The sequence below is a fragment of the Ruegeria sp. AL1 genome (genome assembly GCF_056540905.1).
Map to the genome: position 1 here is coordinate 1 of NZ_JBQFXP010000010.1, position 16,641 is coordinate 16,641.

Genomic DNA, 16,641 nt, shown 5'->3' on the forward strand with positions numbered 1-16,641 from the left:
TCTCGACGCTCGCGCGGCCAATGCCCTGCCCTGCGGCGGTAATCAGTGCTTTCTTTCCGGCCACACGGCCCTGTGCTTCGGTCATGTCGTCCTCAATCCGTATGGAAAACTTCGGTCATCATTGCCCATTGCTCACCTTCGGCGCGGCTGGGTAGTGGGTTTTGGCAAGGATCGGTGAAACTCCACCATTCCTGCGTTCTGGGGTCCTGCGCCATTTGGGCCATGTCCCCTTCGAAATCGGTGCCGTGATATTCCCAATAGCCGAACAAGAGGTTCTCGGGCTCACGTAGGAAAATAGTATAGTTGCGGATATTGCTGTTGGCGATCTGCGCCAGCACATCCGGCCAGACGGCAGCGTGCAGGCGTTTGTATTCGTCCAGTTTTTCGGGCTTCACCCCGATCACCATGCCCATGCGTTGCATTATGCGCCCTCCCTGATCTCAATCGACGTGGACTGGGCTGCAATAGCCTGCCAGTCCCACGCGATGCCAAGCCCCGGCACATCTGACGGAATGGCAAACCCATCCTCGATGCGCATCGCGTCCGTGGTCACGCTGTCAAGCTGCGGGATGTATTCCAGCCATTTCGCATTCGGCACGGCGCAGACCAGTGGCAGGTGCAGTTCCATCAGGAAATGGGGGCAGACCATGACGTTAAATGCCTCGGCCAGATGCGCCACCTTCAGCCACGGGGTAATCCCCCCGATGCGGGCGACGTCGACCTGCACGATGCTGGCCGCGCCCGCTTGCAGATAGTCCTTGAACTGGCTCAGCGAATACATGCTTTCGCCGACGGCAATCGGCACCGAGGTGCGGCGCGACAGCTCGACATGACCCGCGACGTCATCGGCGGGCAGAGGTTCCTCGAACCAGCCGATATTATAGTCTTCCAAGACTTGTGCCCGGCGGATCGCCTCGGACAGGGTAAAGCCTTGATTGCCATCGGTCAGGATTTCATAACCCGGCCCGACCGCCTCGCGCACAGCAGCCAGACGGGCGGCATCTTCGCTCAGATGGTCGCGCCCGATCTTGATCTTCGAGCCCCGGAACCCCTGCGCCTGCATCGCCAGCGCGTCATCGACCAAGGCCTGTGTCTCCAGATGCAGCCAGCCTCCTTCGGTCGAATAAAGCGGGATGCGATCCCGCGTGCCACCGGCGGCTTTCCACAGCGGCAGCCCCTGTTTACGACAGCGCAAATCCCACAGAGCGGTATCAATCGCAGCCAAGGCCAGCGACGTAATCGCCCCCACCGCCGTCGCATGGGTCAGGAACAGCAGATCGCGCCAGATGCCTTCGATCCGGTCCGCATCACGCCCGATCAGAGCGGGTGCCAGCGTTTTCTCAAGCAGCGCCATCACCGACGGGCCGCCGGTGCCGATGGTATAGCAATAGCCCACACCCTGCGCCCCGTCGCTGTCGGTCACGGTCACGATGGGCGTTTCCTGACTGACAAAGGACTGGATCGCATCGACGCGTTTGACCTTGGGGATCAGGTCGATCATGCGCAGTTCGATATGAGTGATCGTGGCCACGGTTGCTTACCCTCTCAGCGCCGCGCCGGTGCCTGCGTCGAAGACGTGGCATTTGTCGAGAACAAGGTGGAACGGCAGCGTCTCGCCGGGATGCACGGGGCGAGGGTTGAACATCTTGGCCTGAACCTCGACGCCTGCCAGTTCGGCGAACAGCAGGGTTTCGGTGCCCAGCGGTTCTTCCAGCGCGACGGGCAGTTCCAAATCGACCAGATCACCCTTTTCCTCGACCGCGTGGCCGACCGGCATCAGGTTGTCGGCGCGGAAGCCGAATTGTATCGCCTGTCCGGCCCGCACGTGGTCGCGTGCGGAGGCCGGGACGGGCACCGTGACCGCATCCTTCAGAACGATGGTCCCTGCATCGGTGACAACCCCATCGACAAGGTTCATCGGAGGCGAGCCGATAAAGGTCGCGGCAAAGGTGTTGACCGGCGTGTTGAACAGCTCCAACGGAGTGCCGACCTGAACGATATGGCCATCGCGCATCAGCACGATACGGTCGGCCAGCGTCATCGCCTCGACCTGATCGTGGGTCACGTAAACGATGGTATTGCCGACGCGCTGGTGCAGTTTCTTGATCTCGACCCGCATCTGCGTGCGCAGCTTGGCGTCAAGATTCGACAGCGGCTCGTCAAACAGAAACACATCCGGGTGCCGCACGATGGCACGGCCCATGGCGACGCGCTGGCGCTGACCACCGGACAGTTCCGCCGGTTTGCGGTCCATCAGCTCGTCCAGACCAAGGATCGCCGCCGCCTCGGTCACGGCCTTGGTGATCTCGGCCTCAGGACGCTTGGCAATCTGCAGCGTAAAGCCCAGATTTTCGCGCACGGTCATATGCGGATACAGCGCATAGTTCTGAAACACCATCGAGATGTTGCGTTCACGCGGCGGCAGGTCATTGACCACCCGGTTGCCGATAGAAATCTCTCCGTCGGAAATGTCCTCCAGCCCCGCGATCATCCGCAGCGTGGTGGACTTGCCGCAGCCCGAGGGGCCGACCAGCACCAGAAACTCTCCGTCATGGATGTCCAGGTCGATGCCATGCACGGCCTGTTGTTTACCATAGCGCTTGACAACGTTGGTGAGTGTGACTTCGGTCATTTCATTATCCTTTCACGCCGCCAAAGGTCAGGCCGGCGATCAGGTGCTTTTGCACGATAAAGGTCAGGATCAGGGCGGGCAGGATCATCAGCACGGCCAATGCACACATGCCACCCCAGTTGATGGTGAATTCAGCGGTGAAATCCAGCAGGCCCACGGGCATCGTCTTGGACCCCACCGAACGGGTCAGCTGCGAGGCCAGTGCGAATTCATTCCACGAGGTCAGGAAGGCGAAGATCGCCGCCGAGGCCACGCCCGAGCGCGCCACCGGAAACTCGACCCGCCAGAAGGCTTGCCAGCGGGTGCAGCCGTCGATTTCCGCCGCTTCATGCAGTTCCTTGGGGATCTGGCGGAAGAAGCCATCGGTCAGCCAGATGGTAAAGGGCACATTCATCGCCACATAGACAAGGATCAGGCCGAAATGGGTGTCGATCAGGCCCGCACGGGCAAAGACGATGAACAGTGGAAGCGACAAGGCCACACCGGGTACAGCGCGGAACAGCATCAGGCCGACGAAATAGCCGTTCTTGAACTTGAACCGATAGCGCGCAAAGGCATAGCCGCCGCCCATCCCGATCAGGATGGCAATCGCGGTCGACGTGACCGACACGATCAGCGAGTTGCGGAAATACTGGAACACCGGCACGCCACCTTCGCCCGCGCCGCCAAACATGGCGCGGTAGTGGTCCAGCGTGAAAGTCGGGGTCCAGACCGGCGGTTTGGCCATGATCTCGACCGTCGGGCGGAACGAGTTCAGCACGATCCACAGACCGGGAATGCAAATCACCGACATCACCAGAAACAGGCCGGTGAGATGCAGTGCTTTCATCAGGCGGCGCTGGTTGCGGTAGGATTGATTGCGGTCCATGCGCTTAGCCCCCCATGCCCAGCTCGGCGCGTGCGGCGCTGAGTTTGCGGAAGAAATAGATGGTGAAGGCAATCGACAGCAGGATCGAGACATAGCCCATCGCATTGGCCAGCCCCATTCGGGCATCGACATAGCCGGTGCGGCTCATCAACGTCCACAGAAGCTCGGTCCGGCGGGCAGGCCCGCCACCGGTCATGATCTGCACGATGTCATAGGCCCGCGCCACATCCAGCGAGCGGATGGTCATCGCGATGAAAATGAACGGCATCAGGAAGGGCAGCGTGATGTGGCGGAAGGTCTGCCATGCGGTACAACCATCGACCTTGGCCGCCTCAAGCGGGTCGCGCGGCATGGCAAACAGACCGGCGAGGATCAGTATCGCGAAGACGGATGTGCTCATCCAGACCTCGGCGAAGATGATCGAGAACATCGCCAACTTGCCGTCCACCAGCCACGGAAGCGCCGCATCGGTGAAGCCCAGTGATTGCAGGACGTTGTTCACCAACCCGATATTGTCGTTGAAGATGAACTTGAACTGAAAGCCCACCAGAATGGGCGAGAACATCATCGGGAACATCAGGATCGTGCGCAGGGTGCGCTGCCCCCACGTGACCTTGTTCATCATCAGCGCGATGCCCAGACCCAGCAGCAGTTCAACGTTCAGCGCGATGGTCAGGAACAGTACGGTGCGGCCGAACGCGGACCAGAATTTCCAATCTCCAAGGATTTTTTCGTAATTCGCCGTGCCAATCCAGCGCCACAGCGACGACGGGCGCGTCAGCTTGTAGGGGGTAAAGCTGGAATACAGCGAGAAGAGGAGCGGGATCAGAACAACGGCTGCCATGATGATGAAAGCAGGCAACAGAAGGACAAACCACTCCGGTAAGCGGCGGCGCATAACGTCTTTCCTTGGATTGAGTATAAGGTGCGGGGGTGGCAACCACCCCCGCTTGGGCCGGAGGAGGCCTTAGTAGTAACCGGACTCGCGCATCAGCTCGTCCACCGCCTCGGCGGCATCGTTCAGCGCGTCCTCGACGGATTTGTCACCGACGATAGCAGCTTGCAGTTCGGGGAAGACGATATTGGTGGTCTCACCCCATTCCGGGATCGGCGGAACCGCGAACGCGTATTCGGCACCGGCAGCAAAGGCGGCCAGAGCTTCGGCGCGGAACGGATCGTCACCCGCTTGAGCGGCTTTTACGTTCGCATCCCAAACAGCGCTACGGGTGGGCAGCGAACCGCCCGAGGATTCAGCCAGCTGGCTGTCTTCGCTGGTCAGGAATTTCACCAATGAAACGGCGGCTTCCTTGTTTTCGCAGTCATTGGTGACCGAGAAGCCGTGATGGCCCGACCAGCCAGTGCGCGTGACCGACCCCATCGGCTGGATCGCAACACCGACATTGCCTGCGGCCTTTGAGGATTCAGGATCGTTGAAGAACCCGGCCCAGCCCGGCCAATCCAGGTTCAGCGCGACGGTGCCGCTGGCAAAGCCCTGACCCAGATCGTCCCATACATACGACGTGGTCCCTGCAGGAACCGCTTGCGCCTCATAGAGGTCAACGAACCACTGCAATGCGCGCTGGCCCGCTTCCGAGTTGAAGATGGGCTTCTTGTTTTCGTCCAGATAGTTGCCGCCCTCGGCCACGACCATCTCGTAGAACCGGCCAACGATGGCCTCGTCCTTGCCGGCATATTGCGTGCCATAGAAGTTCGGCGGATCTGCGAAGAAGATCGCCTGATCCTTCACCTGCTCCCATGTTTCAGGAACGGCCAGATCATAACCGTATTCCGCTTTAAAAGCTGCCGCCTTGTCGGCGTCTTCGTAGTTCGACTTGAGGTAATACAGAACCGAGACATCAAACTGCGCGCGCGGCAGCATCAGAAGCTCGCCGTTCACGGTCGACGCACCGATGTTTCCGGGCACGAATTCTGCAACCGTTTCTGCGGGAACCAAATCGGTCAGGTCAACATAAAGACCTTCGTACTGAGGCGCAAAGGACGAGTGGTTCGAACCCACGCACCACGAGGTGGTGCCCGCCGCCATGTCCGACTTGATTTCCTTGTCGATCTCAAAATGGCTTTTCTTCGAAATGATATCGACCTTTGCCCCGGTCGCGGCCTCCCAGTCCGCAATCCGGCCATACAGCGCTTCGTACTGCTGACCCCCGATCAGCTTGGCCTCGACGACGGCCCCGGGGAACGAACCCCAATCTGATTCGGCGTAAGCTGCACCTGCGGCCACGACGGCGCAGCTGGCAAGCAACCCGCTGATTTTTTTCGACGATTTCATCACTTGCTTCTCCCTAAATTTGATTATGGCGATCCTTGCGCACCGCTATAATTCGTATTTAAAACATTTATTCACAAATAAATCAACATTGACATCCGCCGCTAATTCAAGACAATTTCACGGTCAAAGGTTCGCAAATACGGCCCGGGAGAACATTTTGGTTGCTGCTTCAGAAAAGTACCGCGCCCCTGCGCTGGAGAAGGGGCTGGATATTATCGAACTGCTCTCGCGCCATGCGGATGGACTGGCGCAGGGCGATATCGCGCGCGCTCTGGATCGATCCCAAAGCGAGATATACCGGATGCTGTCAACGTTGGTGCGACGCGGGTATGTCATTCGATCTACCGAGGATGACCTCTATTCGCTGAGCCTCAAGATGTTTGCGATTTCTCAAGCCTATCCACCGGTGGAACGGCTGCTTGAGATGGCAACGCCCAAGATGCGCGCGGTTACCCGCAAGGCGTGGCAATCCTGTCATATGGGCATGGAAAGCAACGGTGATATTGTCGTCGTGTCCTCAATCGCGTCGCCGGGGAATTGGGGCTTGGCCCTGCGTGTCGGAACGGTGATCGGATTGGGAAACACCGGGACGGGCCGCGTGCTGGCCGCCTTCCGCAGCGATGCCGAGCTTGATGAGCTGCTGGATAAACACCGTCTTGCACAAGGTGAGCCCGACCTGGACCCGGTCGAGTTTCGGGAGCACATCGCCAGAATTCGCGAGTGGGGATACGAACGAATGCCATCAGCGACCGCCGTTGGCGTGACGAACCTGGCCTACCCGGTACTCAACCTTGAAGGGCGGGCCATCAGCGTGGTGAACTGTCCGTTTCTGGAGCGCATCGACCAGTTGGACGTTCCAGGAATTGAAGAAGTTCACTTGCTTTACGAAGCGTTGGCCACGGAACTGACCGATTTCTACACCGGTAAGTCACAAGGTTGACGCGCCGCCAGGTCACGGCACTTCTGTTCTGTCTTTAGCGGAGAGTGAAGTTATCTGCGCTATCGTATTCTTCTCTACGAAGTGTCTTGATTGGTTTTACGGCCTCTCTCAGTACGGGTCGAAGGAACTTCCCTCAAACCCGACGGGATGAGCTTGGTCATAGTGTTTCAAAACACCAGCCCAGTAGTGCATCGTGATCATAACGGTCAAACATAAACCGACCCTCTACGGACATATTGATTGGTAACTGTAAAACAATAAAATCTTGTTGCGAAATCATTGAATTTGTTCCAGCAAATTCCGGCCTGATCATGTAAGATACACTGGAACGCGTCTTAAGCGTTGGCTTGGATGGACAAGGTGAGACAGTGTTGAAGCGTGGACGGCGTGTTACAGCCCAGGATGTTGCCGAGAAGGCTGGTGTTTCACGCCATACAGTGTCGCGGTGTTTTCGTGATGGCACATATGTTTCAGAAGAAAAACGCCGCGCAATTCTGGCGGCTGCAGATCAGCTGGGGTATCGGCCCAACGCTTTGGCAAGCAGCCTGAAAGGTGCTGACTCGCGCCTTGTGGGCATCGTGTCCGGCAACATTTCGAATTTCTACGATACTCAGGTGATCAGCGGGCTGGTCGAGCGCCTGACTCGGATGGGGAAATGGCCTGTTGTTCTGGGCGGTGATGGCGACGGAATTCGGGATTCCCGCGTGCTGGATGTATTATCCTACCCTCTTGAGGCGATGATTGTCCGCGCCGGGAGTATCGACGCCGCCCTTGCCGAACAATGCGGGCGCCTCGGAATACCGCTCATATTGTCTGGTGCTCAGCCCGAGCACTCCGATTTTGCCGATTACATCGTCTGCAAAAACACACAGGGTGCCAGCTTGGCTGCGCATTGTTTGATTGAGCGTAAACGTGACCGCATCGCCTATGTCGGCGGACCCACGCAACTAAGTTCGGAAAGAGAACGCTTCGACGGGTTCGTGAACACTCTCAACGAGCACAACATGGAACCCATCAAAATCATTCACAGTGATTTCAGCTTTCATGGCGGTGAACGAACGGCCACTAAGCTGTTCTCGGACAACATCACCCCGGATGCTGTGTTTTGTTCGAACGATGCATTGGCCTTGGGGGTTTTATCGGCGGCGCGGGAAACTTTTGGGATTTCAGTTCCAAGAGAGCTTTCGGTTATTGGGTTTGACGACATCCCGATGGCTGGATGGCCCGTGTTTGAATTGACGACGGTGCGTAATTCGATCACCGAGACCGTGGACGGGATCATCCAGTTGTTAGAGCAACGGCTGGAACACCCCGAAGAACCAACACGTCAGTTGCTGATTGAACCGCAACTGGTTCTGCGTAAATCGCACTGAGTTTTTGTAATAAATCGGCTTATTGCGCGGACAGAGAAAACTTCTCGAGACTGCGCCAATGATCTACTGGGCGGTCCTCGGACGAGGCCATGACGACGAGGTCCGAAAAGCGGGCCACACAACCGGAAAATTCCTGATCGATTCTGCTCAGATGCTCGACCAGCATGTTGGTATCATCCACGCCATAAGCCAGGCTGACATGGGGCGGATACTCTGCGGACAAATCGAGTTGCGCCAACAGCGATGACCTAAGCCCGTCCAAAGCCTCGCGCAGTTTTATTGTTAGGAATACCGATTGGAAATATGTCGCCCCAAAGCCGATATTTCCAAATTCGCCAGATTCGTGCTGAAAAGCCAACCGGATCGATTTCGCCAGATGCAGCACCTCGTGACGTGGAAGGTCCAGATCACCGACGACGGTCAGATGCGGCTCAAACACCGGGCCACCAGTTTGGCGGGCCAGTGTCGAAATCTGATCTCTCAGCTTTTGGGCCAGAGTCTCTTCAAAGGTAAGCCAAATCGAGTACATCCTTCGTCCTCAGAGATCTGGCGCACCAACACGTTTCACACCTTCAGGTCCCACGCGCAGGTCTGCCAATGTCTGGTCGTTCCGTCTTTGTCGAAACCGCAAGAGCGCTTCCGCCGCATGCAGACGTTTCCCCTGAAATGACGTCTGCTCGGCGACGTTTTCAGCGCAAATGGCGGTGGCGCCCGTTTCGAACAACAGTGGCGGACTTGCAGGTGAGCTGACATAAAGCATGTCGGCGTCCAACCGCGCCTGAAGGTGGAAATCAGCCAGATGTTCTGTCGCTTCTTCACCCATTGGAACGCGGTCTCGGTAGTCAAACTCCCAATAAGCAGCGTCTTGTCCTGTTTGATCGGTCTGCGCCCGCAGAATCGGGCCGAGATCCTGACCATCCAGGGCGTTGGTCGCGCGGCCGCCGATCAGGCCCAAAAGCGTCGGAAACAGGTCGACCGCTGATGTATAGCTGTTGCACACACGCCCATCTGTCTGGCCCGGCAAGCGGATGATCAGTGGAATTTGCTGGCTGTCCGGGAAAAAACCACCTTTTCCGAACAACCCGTAATCTCCCATCATCTCACCATGATCCGAGGTCATGATGATGATCGTGTTGTCCCATTGCCCTGCCGCTTTGATGTGATCGAACAGCCGACCCAGTTGCGCGTCCACCTCGGTTATCAAGCCAAAATAAACGCTGCGTATGCGGCGCTTGTCTTCGACACTCAGGTCAGGAAGGTTCCCTTCGACACCCGGCACAAAATCGTCGACGGGTTTGTTCAACAGCATCTGCACGACCGGGTCCGCCATGACCTCGGGGCTGGTGGTCTGAAAGTCGCGCCCCAGATCCGGGTCGTACATGTCATTATAGGGGGCGGGTGCAATAAAGGGCGGATGCGGATGGATCAGGGAAAGATGCGCAAACCAGCCTTGATCCGCGTCATGCTGTTCCAGCCAGTCCATCAAACGTCCGGTCAGATAAGCCGTCTGACTGTGTTCGGCCTTGAACCCGGCAGGGCCGGTGGGCACGCGTTCGTTTTCCTCGGGTGCCAACCGGTAGGGGTCATCGACAATCTCTGGGGCGTAGCCAAGCGATTTGAGCCATCGTTTCCAAGGAGCCCGATCCCCGATCAGCGGCTGCTCGACGTCGAAACCCGGCAAGACACCTTCATAGGTTCGCCCGGCGGGATCATTCGGATCGTGGGCGCGCGGGTCCGCCGCGATGTCCGTATAGCCAAACAGTGTTGGCGCATATCCCGCCCGTCGCGCGGCGCGGGCCACATTGTCGAACCGGTGATCCAGAGGAGCGCCGTTTGCAACAACCCGATTATTCATCTGATACAGGCCTGTATACATCGCCGCCCGCGCGGGCGAACAAGGCGACGCCGCAGCGTAGTGCTGCATAAATGCTGTCCCCTCAGCAGCCAACGCGTCCATATTCGGGGTCTTCACAACGTCATGTCCGGCATAGCCCAGACAATCGCCACGCCATTGATCGGCCGTAATGAACAGGATGTTCGGGCGTGTGTCAGACATTGGAGGGCTCCAAAGCGTCGTGGAAATGACAGGCAATCGTCCGGTCCTTTGCCACCGTCTCAAGCTGCGGAACATCGGTCCGGCAACGCTCTTGCGCAAAAGGGCAACGGGTGTGGAACCGGCAGCCCGATGGCGGGTTCAGCGGCGAGGGGATTTCGCCTTTCAGCTTGGTGCGCTTGCCGCGTTTGCGAGGGTCGAGCTTGGGCACTGACCCGATCAGTGCCTGCGAATAAGGATGCAGCGGCTTGCGGAACAGATCGGCGGGTTTCGCAATCTCGACAATGCGGCCCAGATACATCACGGCCACCATATCGCAGACATGCGCCACAACGCTCAGGTCATGGCTGATGAACAGCACGGTCAGATGCAGCGTCTCCTGCAGCTCGCGCAACAGGTTCAGAATATCTGCCTGCGTCGATACATCGAGCGCCGCGACGCTTTCGTCCGCCACAACATAGTTGGGACCCATGGCCAGAGCACGCGCAATCGAAATCCGCTGCCGCTGGCCGCCCGAAAACGCATGCGGAAACCGGCGGAGATGTTCGAGGTTCAGCCGGCAACGGCGCGCCATCTCGCGCACCCGTTCATCGGTCTCCTTGCGCGAGCGTGTGATCTTCATGATTTCCAGTGGTTCGGCGATAATGTCCCGCACCGTCATGCGCGGGCTTAACGCCGCATAAGGATCCTGAAAGATCATCTGCGCTTCGCGCTGAAAACCCCGCAGCTTGTCGCCTTTCAGATCGCCCAGATCAAACTCGTGGCCGTCATCGCCGGTAAAGTGAATCGACCCTTCGCTGACCGGCGCTGCGTTGAGCGTGGCGCGTCCCAGCGTGGTCTTGCCGCATCCGGATTCACCCACAAGGCCAAAGAAGCTGCCCTTGGGAATATCCAGCGAAACCCCATCGACAGCCGTCAGGTATTTGTGCCCGCCCAAAAAAGCACCGCCGACGTCATAGCGCACGATCAGATCGCGGATACTGATGGTCGAGACCGGTTCAGTCGTGGTCATGTACGTAATCTCCGATCTCTTGCGCCAGATGACAGGCGGCACTGTGTCCGGCAACTTCGGTCATCGGGGGAACCTGACTGTCACACAGCCCGGCCCGGGCAAACTGACAGCGCGTATGGAAGACACATCCACCGGGTCGCTCCAACGGGCTGGGAATATCGCCCGGAACAGGCGTCAGTGCAGCCGTCAGATCCGAGAGCTTCGGCAACGCATCCAAGAGACCCCGCGTGTAGGGATGCGCCGGACGCAGGATCACATCCTCGACGGCGCCATATTCGACAATCCGGCCCAGATACATCACGGCGACCTTGTCCGCGGTTTCCGCAATCACGCCCAGATCATGGGTGATGAACAGAACACTCATCCTGTTTTCCTGCGCCAGTTCTTCGATCAGATCGAGCACCTGCGCCTGAATGGTCACGTCAAGCGCCGTCGTCGGCTCATCCGCGATCAGAAGGCCGGGATGTGTGGACAAGGCCATGGCGATCATCGCGCGCTGCCGCATCCCCCCCGACAGCTCAAACGAATACTGGCCGAACCTCGTGGCCGCATCCGAGATACCGACCCGTTCCAGCATCTGGATCGAGACCTGTTTCGCTTCGGCCTTGGACAGGTTCCGATGCAATTGCAGCTGCTCGACCATTTGCTTGCCGATGGTCAGTGCCGGGGCGAAACTCGCCATCGGCTCCTGAAAGATCATCGACACGCGATCTCCGCGCACCACGCGGCGCTCTTTTTCCGAACGCAGTTGCATCACCTCGACAGGGTCACCATCGCCACGCACTGCAATCCGGCTGCCATCGCTATAGTGTGTGTTGCCCGCATTCAGCTGCATAATCGCTTTGGCCGTCACCGATTTGCCTGATCCGCTTTCGCCGACCAGACCCAGCACCTCGCCTTCGGCCAGTTCAAAGGAAACATCATCGACCGCAAGCACAGGGCCTTCGCCTGTCTGGAACGTTACAGTCAGGTTTTCGACGCTCAGGATTGGCTCGCTCATCCTTTTCGCTCCGCATAGGGGTCGGCCGCATCGCGCAGGCCGTCACCAACAAAAACAAACGCCAGGACAAGCGTGACGAAGATCGGGACCGGGATGAAATACCAGGAATAGTTCAACAGCACGTCCACATTGGTCACGTTCTGAAGCATAACCCCAAGCGAGTTCACCGGATCTTTCAGCCCCAGCCCGATAAAGCTGAGCGCGGTTTCGCTGAGCACCATATACGGGAAAGAAATCACCAGATCGACGATGATATAGCTGGTGAAACTGGGCAACAGATGCCGCCTGATGATGTGACCCGGACGGGCACCAGCCATCTGCGCCGCCAGTACATAATCTGCCGTACGCTCGGCCAGAACATGGGTGCGGATGCGGCGCGCCAGCGTTCCCCAGCCAACAAGGCCGAGGATCATCGAGATGAAGAAAAACCGCATCTCCGCCGACCATTCCTGCGGGATAAACGCTGCAAGCGCCATGAAAAGCGGAATCGTCGGCACCGCCTTGACCGTGTCCATCAGCGCCTGAAGAACAATATCGACCCGCCCGCCGAAATACCCCGCGCACCCGCCAATGATCAGCGCGAGAACGAAGGAAATCAGCACTCCGACGGTTCCGACTGCCAGGCTGACCCCCACCGCATGCAGGGTGCGCGAAAAGATGTCCTTGCCCCCCGCATCAGTCCCGAAAACGTGGATGAACCCTTCTTCAACACCGAACAGGTGCCGGTCGAAGGTGATCCCCAGCATTTTGTAGTCCCAGCCTTTGGGCAGAAACGTGAGGTAATTGCGTTCATCAGTTTCGCGGGTCACCCAGCGAAAATTGGTATCCGCGCCGCGGTGTCGTTCCACCTTATGGATAAAGGGCCTCAGGCTGCAGCCTGCTGCGTCACAGAATTTCGGCAGCTGAGGCGCTCCGTTCACGTATTCCGTATCACGCCCCGCCGCATTGGGTTCGTATGGCGACAGAAACGAGGCAAAGATACCGCTAAGGATTATGAATATCAGGATATTGGCAGCAATCCGAGCCGATTTCTTGCGCCGGAACCGTTCCCAGATCAGCTTGCTCTGCGAGGCGGTGAAATAGTCTTCTTTGGACAGGCTGCGTTTCTTGAATATGCTCAAAGCCATCAGAAAAACCCTTTCCGGACACGCGGATCGATAACGGCCAAAAGGATATCGGTCAGAAAGTTGAAGAAGACGATCACCGCAGTCATCATCAGGATGATTGCACCAGCAAGCTGTTGATCATTGGACTTTGCCAACGCGTCCAGCAACAGCGCTCCGGCATCTGTCAAAACCAGAACCGCAGCCACGATAGGCAGATCGTTGAACACGCGATTCAGGTCGAAGCCAAGGCTGTTGATCACCGGTCCCAGCGCGTGGCGTCCGGGATACTTCAGCAACAACCCCGTCCCGGATTGCCCGCGCGCGCGGGCGGCAGTCACATATAATTTGTCCTTTTCATCGGACATCAAGGCCCGCACGGTTTGCAGTTGAATTGCCGTGGCCGACCAGGCCAGTATCACGATCGGCAGCCAAGCCCGGCTCATCATGTCCTTGAATTTATCCCAGGACCACGGAGCGTCCCGATATTCGGGACTGAACAGTCCGGTCAGGGTCTCTCCGAACACGATGGTCGAAAACAGCATAACACACAGCGCCAGAAGGAAGTTCGGCAAGGCCAGACCTAGATAGCTGATCACCCGCAGAGAGCTGTCGAACCAGCTGTCACGCATGGTGGCCGAGGCCATCCCGACGGGGATCGAAATCGCATAGGTGAGCATCAACGCGGTAAACGACAGTGCCAGAGACAACACCATCTTGTCTCCGACCAATTGAGTCACATCGACGCGCCACAGACAGCTTTCGCCAAAGTCAAACCGGAAGAAAATGCCCGACACCCAGTTCAGCCAACGGATGACATAAGGACGGTCAAGGCCCATGCGCACCTCTTCGGCGCGAATATCTTCGGCGGTGACCACCACACCTTGCGTGTCTTTGTAGGCCAGAAAGCGCTCGGCGCAGTTTCCGGGGACCAGTTCCATAAGGGTAAACACAAGAAACGACACCAGCAGCATCGTGGTCAGTGCTGCCCCGAAACGAGACAACAGGAAGCGGGCGAAAGAGGACATGTTTGGTAAACTCTTCAGATGCGGCAAGGACGGCCGGCACGGGCCGTCCTTGCCTTGTGGTCATGTTCGATTATTCGTCGAGCCACCACTGGTCAGCGTGATAGGGATAGGTCCGGTAATAGTCATAAGACCATGTCTTGAACTCATCCATATTCTGCAGCTTGTTGGACCGGTAGACGATGTTCTGTGTCTGGACCGTCCCAATATACTGCATGTTAGCCAGCTGCAGGTCGATAATCTTCGATCCAAGCTCATTATAAGCATCCGAGCCCGGCGTGGTTGTCTGCCACTCTTTGGCCAGGGCAGCCAGCTCGACCGTCCATGCGGGCGGCTCAACCCCTTCCGCACCATTGGTTGTCAAATGGCGATCCCACAACATCCCGTTGCGCTGGTGGAAAAACGTGCCGAACGGAACCACCAAACGGTCGATATTGCCCTGCATGAGGGCCGCCGGACGACCGTTGTTCCACGCAGTGATATCCAGCTCGTTGGCCGATTGCGCCGCGCGGTATTCATCCGAGGTGACCTCTTTGATGTTGGTCTGAATACCTGCATCACTCCAGTATTGGGCGACGGCTTCGGCGGTTTGAACGGTCATACCTTGCGTCGAGAATTGCAGGTTCAGGACCAGCTTGGCACCCGACGGCAATTCGCGGAAACCATCACCATCTGTATCTGCCAGACCCAGACCGTCCAAAAGGGTTTTGGTCTTCTCGGGGTCATAGGCGGTAGCAAACGAGGTCTGCTCTTCGCTGGCAAATTCCGGCACCGGATCGAAGGCAATATATTGCGAAGGCTTGCCAAGACCGAAATTGGCCAGCTCATTCAACTCATCCCGGTTGATGGCGTGAGACATGGCCAGGTTGAAGTCCTGCGACGAGAAAATTGCCCGCTTTTCCTCATCCTTGGCTGTGTGGTTGAAACCAAGGGTCGGAATTGTAATCGCTGGGCGCAGGCTGACCGTGTAATTGCCAGCTTCCTGACCGTCCAGCAATGTCGGCGCCTGGGTCAGCTGGTTGGATTGCGATTTATAGTCCGCCTCACCATTCAGCATCTTCAGCAAACGCACTTCCGCGTCTGGGATATACTGCTCGAAGATTTCATTGACATAAGGCAATTGCTGACCCGCTGTATCCACGACGTGATAATAGGGGTTTGCAACCACGCGACGGGTTTCCGTCGTGTCTTCGATTACGATATGGCTTTCCAATGTCGGAACAACAGCCGCGGGTAGGCCATCGATCTTGGAAGCATCCTTCAGGTAGGGTGACGGGACATCTTTCCAGTCCGACCCGCCAAAGTAGAAGGCAATGACTTCGTACCCGTTTTCAAACCCGGCTTCTTGCGCCCGCTTGTCCGCATCCGGATTGATCTCGGGATGGAACTGACCCAGGAAGTGCTTTGGCTGAAATGGCTGTCCGTAATATTGCGACAGCGCAGCCAGGAAGCCCGGATTCGGAGCAGCAAAAGTGAACGTGAAAGTCTGGTCATCAATGATCTCGATGCCCATGACCTCATCGGCCACGACCCAGATATCTTTGACCGAACCGATGACGTTCTCGTCCTTGGTCATGTTCTCGAGCCAGAACTCGACGTCAGCCGACGTGAATGGTGCACCATCGGACCATTTGTGGCCTTTGCGCAGCGTGAATGTGATGGCGGTAAAGTCATCATTCCATTCGAACGACTTGGCGACATTCGGCTTGATGGTCAGCAGATCGCTATCGAACCGGGTCAGGTTCACATGACGTACCGACAACAGGTCCGAGGTGCCGGATTCCGTCGCATTCGAGTACCCGTCCAAGACACCGCCATATTTGCCGATCAAGGTGAGAGGCATGACAACCAGCGGCTCTTCCGGCAGCCGGTCCGCGACGACAGGCAGATCGCCATTCCCGACAATGCGTGCGTTCAGCGCGCCAATGTCAGGGTTCTCGCTGAATGCCAGGTCACAGTTTGCAGCCGCTTCGAATTCGGCCAGTTCAAGCTGTTTCGGAAAAGCGCCGCTGATGTTTTGCGGATCGCTGACGGTGATTGCCGGACAGGCTGCAAAGGCGGCATTGGCCAGCACCATGAAGCTGACGGAAGCTAAGTATTTCATTATTGTCCCCACTGGTGTTTCAGTTGCACTGTTATTGTGCTCTCGTGAGCATACTCACAATTAATAACGTTTTTACGACAGAGTCCAAATTTTTTTTGCACCCTTGTTCGGAACGAAACTGAGCCGGTTTACGGCTTGTCAACGAAATGCCTCGCAAATGAGCTGCGCGCAATTTCCATCGGAGTTACCTTAAAAGCAGGCTGATCACTTCTCGTCTGCCCATATACGCACTGCGTGCTGA

15 protein-coding genes are annotated in these 16,641 nt (G+C 57.5%); 2 read left to right on the top strand and 13 right to left on the bottom strand.

What is annotated here, in order from left to right:
- Window positions 1–92: 92 nt before the first annotated feature.
- The 6 genes from ACRZ9X_RS15945 to ACRZ9X_RS15970 all read right to left on the bottom strand — a co-directional run bounded on the left by ACRZ9X_RS15945 (window position 93) and on the right by ACRZ9X_RS15970 (window position 5,790).
- Window positions 93–422 carry an L-rhamnose mutarotase gene (locus tag ACRZ9X_RS15945; protein ID WP_480520600.1) on the bottom strand — a complete coding sequence of 110 codons (330 nt, stop codon included), beginning with the start codon at window positions 420–422 and terminating at the stop codon, window positions 93–95.
- Window positions 422–1,531, bottom strand: a complete 1,110-nt coding sequence (locus ACRZ9X_RS15950) for a mandelate racemase/muconate lactonizing enzyme family protein (RefSeq protein ID WP_480520602.1) — start codon at window positions 1,529–1,531, stop codon at window positions 422–424. Before ACRZ9X_RS15950 ends, ACRZ9X_RS15945 begins: the two co-directional genes overlap by 1 nt.
- Window positions 1,532–1,537: 6 nt before the next feature.
- A complete protein-coding gene (locus ACRZ9X_RS15955) occupies window positions 1,538–2,632 on the bottom strand; it encodes an ABC transporter ATP-binding protein (RefSeq protein ID WP_480520604.1) in 1,095 nt (364 codons plus the stop codon).
- Window positions 2,633–2,636: 4 nt separating this feature from the next.
- The gene (locus tag ACRZ9X_RS15960) at window positions 2,637–3,500 is read right to left on the bottom strand and encodes a carbohydrate ABC transporter permease (protein WP_480520606.1); all 864 of its coding nucleotides are present in this window, start codon (window positions 3,498–3,500) and stop codon (window positions 2,637–2,639) included.
- A gap of 4 nt (window positions 3,501–3,504) precedes the next feature.
- On the bottom strand, window positions 3,505–4,398 hold the full coding sequence (locus tag ACRZ9X_RS15965; protein ID WP_480520608.1) for a carbohydrate ABC transporter permease: 894 nt from the start codon (window positions 4,396–4,398) through the stop codon (window positions 3,505–3,507).
- Window positions 4,399–4,467: 69 nt separating this feature from the next.
- Window positions 4,468–5,790, bottom strand: coding sequence for an extracellular solute-binding protein (locus ACRZ9X_RS15970; RefSeq protein ID WP_480520610.1), 1,323 nt, complete (start codon window positions 5,788–5,790; stop codon window positions 4,468–4,470).
- A 157-nt stretch (window positions 5,791–5,947) separates the two neighbouring features.
- Here ACRZ9X_RS15970 and ACRZ9X_RS15975 point away from each other — a divergent pair, with 157 nt between their 5' ends.
- Together ACRZ9X_RS15975 and ACRZ9X_RS15980 are read left to right on the top strand one after the other, a co-directional pair.
- Window positions 5,948–6,730, top strand: a complete 783-nt coding sequence (locus ACRZ9X_RS15975) for an IclR family transcriptional regulator (protein WP_480520612.1) — start codon at window positions 5,948–5,950, stop codon at window positions 6,728–6,730.
- A 368-nt stretch (window positions 6,731–7,098) separates the two neighbouring features.
- Window positions 7,099–8,103, top strand: coding sequence for a LacI family DNA-binding transcriptional regulator (locus ACRZ9X_RS15980; protein WP_480520614.1), 1,005 nt, complete (start codon window positions 7,099–7,101; stop codon window positions 8,101–8,103).
- A gap of 19 nt (window positions 8,104–8,122) precedes the next feature.
- Here the strand turns inward: ACRZ9X_RS15980 and ACRZ9X_RS15985 are convergent, their stop codons facing one another.
- The 7 genes from ACRZ9X_RS15985 to ACRZ9X_RS16015 form a co-directional block, all read right to left on the bottom strand.
- Window positions 8,123–8,632 carry a hypothetical protein gene (locus ACRZ9X_RS15985; protein WP_480520616.1) on the bottom strand — a complete coding sequence of 170 codons (510 nt, stop codon included), beginning with the start codon at window positions 8,630–8,632 and terminating at the stop codon, window positions 8,123–8,125.
- A gap of 9 nt (window positions 8,633–8,641) precedes the next feature.
- A complete protein-coding gene (locus tag ACRZ9X_RS15990; protein WP_480520618.1) occupies window positions 8,642–10,159 on the bottom strand; it encodes a sulfatase-like hydrolase/transferase in 1,518 nt (505 codons plus the stop codon).
- Window positions 10,152–11,168, bottom strand: a complete 1,017-nt coding sequence (locus tag ACRZ9X_RS15995) for an ABC transporter ATP-binding protein (RefSeq protein WP_480520620.1) — start codon at window positions 11,166–11,168, stop codon at window positions 10,152–10,154. The genes ACRZ9X_RS15990 and ACRZ9X_RS15995 overlap by 8 nt, the downstream gene beginning before the upstream one ends.
- A complete protein-coding gene (locus ACRZ9X_RS16000; RefSeq protein WP_480520622.1) occupies window positions 11,155–12,168 on the bottom strand; it encodes an ABC transporter ATP-binding protein in 1,014 nt (337 codons plus the stop codon). Before ACRZ9X_RS16000 ends, ACRZ9X_RS15995 begins: the two co-directional genes overlap by 14 nt.
- A complete protein-coding gene (locus tag ACRZ9X_RS16005; RefSeq protein ID WP_480520624.1) occupies window positions 12,165–13,295 on the bottom strand; it encodes an ABC transporter permease in 1,131 nt (376 codons plus the stop codon). Before ACRZ9X_RS16005 ends, ACRZ9X_RS16000 begins: the two co-directional genes overlap by 4 nt.
- Entirely contained in the window at window positions 13,295–14,299 is a 1,005-nt protein-coding gene (locus ACRZ9X_RS16010; RefSeq protein ID WP_480520626.1) for an ABC transporter permease, read from the bottom strand. Before ACRZ9X_RS16010 ends, ACRZ9X_RS16005 begins: the two co-directional genes overlap by 1 nt.
- Before the next feature lie 70 nt (window positions 14,300–14,369).
- Window positions 14,370–16,400, bottom strand: coding sequence for an ABC transporter substrate-binding protein (locus tag ACRZ9X_RS16015; RefSeq protein ID WP_480520628.1), 2,031 nt, complete (start codon window positions 16,398–16,400; stop codon window positions 14,370–14,372).
- Window positions 16,401–16,641: the final 241 nt, after the last annotated feature.

Bases quoted from the DNA above. Each gene is read 5' to 3' on its own strand.
- ACRZ9X_RS15945 (WP_480520600.1), bottom strand. From the start codon at position 422: ATGCAACGCATGGGCATGGTGATCGGGGTGAAGCCCGAAAAACTGGAC.
- ACRZ9X_RS15955 (WP_480520604.1), bottom strand. From the start codon at position 2,632: ATGACCGAAGTCACACTCACCAACGTTGTCAAGCGCTATGGTAAACAA.
- ACRZ9X_RS15960 (WP_480520606.1), bottom strand. From the start codon at position 3,500: ATGGACCGCAATCAATCCTACCGCAACCAGCGCCGCCTGATGAAAGCA.
- ACRZ9X_RS15965 (WP_480520608.1), bottom strand. From the start codon at position 4,398: ATGCGCCGCCGCTTACCGGAGTGGTTTGTCCTTCTGTTGCCTGCTTTC.
- ACRZ9X_RS15970 (WP_480520610.1), bottom strand. From the start codon at position 5,790: ATGAAATCGTCGAAAAAAATCAGCGGGTTGCTTGCCAGCTGCGCCGTC.
- ACRZ9X_RS15985 (WP_480520616.1), bottom strand. From the start codon at position 8,632: ATGTACTCGATTTGGCTTACCTTTGAAGAGACTCTGGCCCAAAAGCTG.
- ACRZ9X_RS15990 (WP_480520618.1), bottom strand. From the start codon at position 10,159: ATGTCTGACACACGCCCGAACATCCTGTTCATTACGGCCGATCAATGG.
- ACRZ9X_RS15995 (WP_480520620.1), bottom strand. From the start codon at position 11,168: ATGACCACGACTGAACCGGTCTCGACCATCAGTATCCGCGATCTGATC.
- ACRZ9X_RS16000 (WP_480520622.1), bottom strand. From the start codon at position 12,168: ATGAGCGAGCCAATCCTGAGCGTCGAAAACCTGACTGTAACGTTCCAG.
- ACRZ9X_RS16005 (WP_480520624.1), bottom strand. From the start codon at position 13,295: ATGGCTTTGAGCATATTCAAGAAACGCAGCCTGTCCAAAGAAGACTAT.
- ACRZ9X_RS16010 (WP_480520626.1), bottom strand. From the start codon at position 14,299: ATGTCCTCTTTCGCCCGCTTCCTGTTGTCTCGTTTCGGGGCAGCACTG.
- ACRZ9X_RS16015 (WP_480520628.1), bottom strand. From the start codon at position 16,400: ATGAAATACTTAGCTTCCGTCAGCTTCATGGTGCTGGCCAATGCCGCC.